Source organism: Vallitalea okinawensis (assembly GCF_002964605.1).
In the GTDB taxonomy this organism is placed as follows: Bacteria; Bacillota; Clostridia; order Lachnospirales; family PQDH01; genus Vallitalea_A; species Vallitalea_A okinawensis.
Genome location: NZ_PQDH01000038.1, coordinates 1 through 4,856 on the forward strand (window position 1 = coordinate 1; position 4,856 = coordinate 4,856).

The window sequence follows — 4,856 nt, forward strand, 5'->3', positions numbered from 1 at the left end:
ATATAGCTTTATTATAGAATAAAAGCTATAAATCAATCCAGAATTAACTGGTTGTTATATACTTATAATACCAACAAAACATTTGCGCTAGGTTTGGACGGGGGTCATAAAGCCTAATGAGACATACTCTCACACATACCCCAACCTAAGCCCGTCGCCACACTCGGCACATTAGCCCTTTGCAGGGCATGAGCACCTTCATTCTAAGGTTGAGCAACGTCGCAAATCCAGAACGTTAGATGAAATTCCTATCTTTGTATTATATGGGGGAAATAAAATGTTAAAGAAGAAAGATAATAAAAAACTAAACTACCTAATTGACATTCAAGAATATCTTGAGGGCTACAGAGTAGTGAATATACAGATATCCAGAAACAGAAAAATTCTAGTGTTGTGTATTAATGAGGTTCCTGAAAGAATTGATGGAATGTTTGTACAAGCAAAAACTGTAAAAGTATATAATTATCGAGTTATTGAAATTAATAGTTATAATAATTCAGATATATATTGTCTTGATTTGTTAGAACAAAAGTTCTATTATCACTTTATTCAAAGTATTGATGAAAGTAATTATTTACTTGTAGGAGGAAGATGCAGATATTACTCTGAGGATAAACAGGATTATAATGCTAAGATTATAGATGAAAATAGTAATCTGATAAGAGAATTTGTACTTGGTGATGGAATTCAAGACGTTCTTGTTTCAAACAATAATGATATATGGACTTCATATTATGATGAAGGCATATTTGGAAATTATGGTTGGAGCAATCCAATTGGTTCTTGTGGATTAATTTCTTGGGATATTAATGGTAATCAGAAGTTTAGATTTGAAGGAGATGATGACCATTTTATCTGTGATTGTTATGCTTTAAATATTAGCGATAATAATGATATATGGTTTTACTATTATACAGAATTTGAATTAGGGAGAATAGATGGAAATGGTAGTATTACGTATTATAAGCCTAATATTTCAGGAGCTGATGGTCTACTAGTAAGTAATAAATATATATTATTTAGAGGAGGATATAGCAATCATAATGAATATCAACTATACAAACGTACTATTACTAATAGTTTAAAGTTAATTGATAAGTTTAAACTTTATGCAGATGATAAAGAGGTTAATGAATCCATTTTTTCATGTAGAGGTTCATATATGGTTCATCTTATAAATAATAAGATATATGATTTTAGTTTAGAGTAGTTGCTGGCGAGATGGCGATAGGAACATCATCTAACATAATATTTCCGTTCGCTACGTACATCCCTTCACCGGGTGCAAGCACCGCCAAGAAGAAGGGCTTCATGGGTCCGATTCAGAGACGTCGGAAATACGAGACGTTAGACAACATTACCTTACTCATTCCGGGGTATTCTTCATGGTCATCAAACATTAGGATATGTGCGATAGCTTATAATGATTGCTCAATATAAGGATAATAATATCTTTTAATTTACTTCGTGGTAAATATATTAAAGAATTCGCAGTTGTCAGGGAGGCAAAAGATGAATTTTAGGTTGATGAAAAGCAGTATTATTTATTTGATATTATACTTGATAATACTGATAACGGCATACTTTAACAGTAATATTTTCGATATTAGGTTTATTATAAGCTCTCTAGGAGCTTCTTCTGGAGTGTTTATATCCATGTATATTGGACTGAAATTAGGTTCATATAGACTTAAGGATAAAGATAGACTTAAGTTATTTATTGAACGAATTCATTTATCGGGTAAAACAATAATGAGTCATATTTGCATAGTCTTATTTTCATTAATAGTAGTTTTTTTTAGTGAAGATACCAATATAGTCATTGATAACAATGTGCGAGTTGATTTGAGTCTTGTAAATAAAATAGAAAAGAGATATAACAGAAAAGATATTTTAACAATTATACAAGTAGGCGATAACTATATAATCACATTTTCAGATGATAGCCAAGAAATATTTAGTTTTAGTGAAGGGATGAGTGTTGAAGCTGAGTAAGGAAACATCGTCAATCAAAATGTTTACGTTCGTTCGGGTAGGGGAGTTCTCACGGGTCGCCAAGGGAGTATTCCTATAAGGTCACCCTCACACATTCCTCAATCTAAACGCGTCGCGACACTCGGCACATTAGCCCTTTTCAGGGCATGAGCACCTCCTTCTAAAGTTGAGGAACATTGTAAACATGAAAAACGTTATATAAAATAAGCCCATAAATATCGGGGTCATTCTTTAGGGTCTTAAAATCAGGTGATGGAAAGTTGACGGTTATATTATTGTTTGAATAAGTAGAGTTATTGGAATTGTAGTAATAAACATTGAGGGGGATACGGATGGTGGATAAAATTATTATACAAGAATATTCAGAAGAATGGCCATTATTATTTGAGTGTACAGCTAAAGAAATACGTAAATCTTTGGGCGGTGTTGAAGTTAGAATTGATCATATTGGTTCAACATCAATACCAAATCTTGCAGCAAAACCTATTATAGATATACAAATATCTGTAGATTCATTAGAGGAACTAGATTTATATAAGCTACCGCTAAATGAATTGGGATATGAATATAGAAAAAATAATCCTGAGAAAACAAAACGATATTTTAGGGAGAAACCAGGAAATAGAAGAACGCATATACACGTGAGAAAAATAGGAAGTTGGCATGAACAATTCTCTTTATTATTTAGAGATTATCTAAGAACTCATTCACTTGATGCGAAGTTATATGAAGAAGAGAAGTTTCGATTAGCTGAAATCTATAGAAATAATAGAGTAGCCTACGTTGAAGGTAAAAGCAAGATATGTTGGGATATTATATTTAGAGCTGATAAATGGGCTGGAAAAATTGGTTGGAAGCCAGAACAAAGTGATGCATAATAAAACCATAAGAGCTAGGGTATTTCACTTGGATTTTATGGCCTTACTTCATATAACAAGCTTATTAGCGTTGGCTACGCACATTTTACAATCTAAGATAAGAGCTATCTAAGATTGTGAAATGTCGGTAATAACTGAACGTTAGCAGACATTTAGTAAGTGAGAATTCAAAACTAGGGGGAAAGAATTTGCGAAGAAAAGCACTTATTTTATTCGGTGTTGTTTTAGCTTTATTATTTTTTTTCATAATACTAAATTTTAATGCAAAGAATGTAAGAGATGATGAATTAAGAGTACAAGAATACTTTCCAAAAGAAGAAATGATAAAAGAATTTAGTGGAGGTTTTGAAAATTCTGGGTTTACCCATACAATTGATAAGATTGAGAACGGAAGAGCTCAAGTTAAACAAGTAGATACAGGAACAGGAGTAATACGTATTTATGAGATTTCTGAAAATGATATATCATTAATTTATTCTCAAGAAGTAGGTAATGGAAAATTTGAAGAAAATTATATAGATACCATTAAACCAAATAAGAGTAAGATAATATTAAAAGCTCCGTTAAAAGTAGGCACAAAATGGACTGATGATACAGGAGGTAAATTTGAAATTACTGGTATTAATGTTAAAGTAAAAACTCCAGTTGGAATATTTTATGCAATTGAAGTTTCTTTTACAAGAGATGATTTTGAAGTTAAAAGATATTACGTTAAGGGTGTAGGATTAGTAAAAAGCATTATTAAAGAGTATGGTGAAGATGAACTTATTGAAATTAAGTACATCAAAGAAAAATGAAAAAATGCCATAATAAAACCATCATAAACTAGCTAATCAGGTCATATTACTTAGAGAACGTCTGCTAACAATACATCTCCACAAGGGTTCGCAGGGTATTCCTCTTGGTATGCCTGCGATGATTTCCTAACGGGTCAGGCTCACCACATTCCTTCACCGGTGCAAGCACGCTAAGACGGTATTCCCTTAGGGTCCGGTTCAGGAACGTCGGAGATGCGAGACGTTAGCAGAAATTGCTTTATTCATTTCAGAGCACTTTTTCTGGGTATAATAATAATGGGTTGTTGATGGCTATCAATAGTTATTATATTAATCTTTATGAATGATTGATAAAAAAGTTATATACAGATAAGAAGGTGAATATTATTGTTTGACATAAAGATTAAGAGACTTTACTGGATAGATGAGCAACAAGATAATCCAGATGATTTATGTTTACATGGAGATTTAGAAGTTAAAATAGGTGAGGAATGTTATACAGAATCATGTACGGTAAGTGCGACAGGGTTGTATCTTTTAAAGTCAATAACAGAGGAACATATTTTGGGGGAAGACCTTCAAATGCTTCCATGTTGTGGATACTTCTTAATTGCAAATGAAGATTTAACTGAGGTGAATATTTCTGGATGTTCAAATGGTCTTGACTGGACAATTCTTCATAAGGATAACTACGTTTTACTCATTACTAAAAGTGGTGCAGAAACCAAAATCAGACTATCAAATTATAAAGAGAAAGTGTTTGATTTTGCTGATGAAATAGAGAGATATTAGTCCATATGCTGTAGTAAACAGTTCCCTGAAGATGAATTTGATAGAAAAGGATATATTGCTTTCTGGAATGAGTGGCATAGGCGAAGAGGAAAAAAATGATTTTGTGTAGGGATATTGTACGTAAAGAGGCTGAGCGTAATTGAAGTGAATAAAACAACTTCTTCTAACAATGTGTTCACATACGTTACGGGCGTAGTATTCTTATAGGGTCATCGCCCTCCACACATCCCACCACCTAAGCCCGTTGGGACAGTCAGCACATTAGCCCTTGACAGGGCATGAGCGCCTCCTTCTAAGGTGTTGTGACGTCGTGAACACAGAAACGTTAGGCGAAATAGAAACATTACATTTACTGGGAGGTATTAGAATGATTAATGTAGATAACAAGTTACCAATGCAGTCGGTAGTTGGTAAA

At 33.0% G+C, this 4,856-nt stretch carries 5 protein-coding genes; all 5 read left to right on the forward strand.

Annotation, left to right across the window (positions count from 1 at the left end; translation table 11 throughout):
• The first annotated feature begins 277 nt into the window (after positions 1 to 277).
• Complete coding sequence (locus C1Y58_RS26010) at positions 278 to 1,210, forward strand: hypothetical protein (RefSeq protein WP_105620072.1); 933 nt, start codon at positions 278 to 280, stop codon at positions 1,208 to 1,210.
• Between the two features lie 302 nt (positions 1,211 to 1,512).
• Positions 1,513 to 1,995, forward strand: coding sequence for a hypothetical protein (locus C1Y58_RS26015; RefSeq protein WP_105620073.1), 483 nt, complete (start codon positions 1,513 to 1,515; stop codon positions 1,993 to 1,995).
• Positions 1,996 to 2,327: 332 nt separating this feature from the next.
• A complete protein-coding gene (locus C1Y58_RS26020) occupies positions 2,328 to 2,873 on the forward strand; it encodes a GrpB family protein (protein ID WP_105620074.1) in 546 nt (181 codons plus the stop codon).
• 188 nt (positions 2,874 to 3,061) lie between these two features.
• A complete protein-coding gene (locus tag C1Y58_RS26025; protein WP_105620075.1) occupies positions 3,062 to 3,670 on the forward strand; it encodes a hypothetical protein in 609 nt (202 codons plus the stop codon).
• A gap of 366 nt (positions 3,671 to 4,036) precedes the next feature.
• Entirely contained in the window at positions 4,037 to 4,441 is a 405-nt protein-coding gene (locus tag C1Y58_RS26030) for a hypothetical protein (RefSeq protein WP_105620076.1), read from the forward strand.
• Positions 4,442 to 4,856 lie beyond the last annotated feature (415 nt).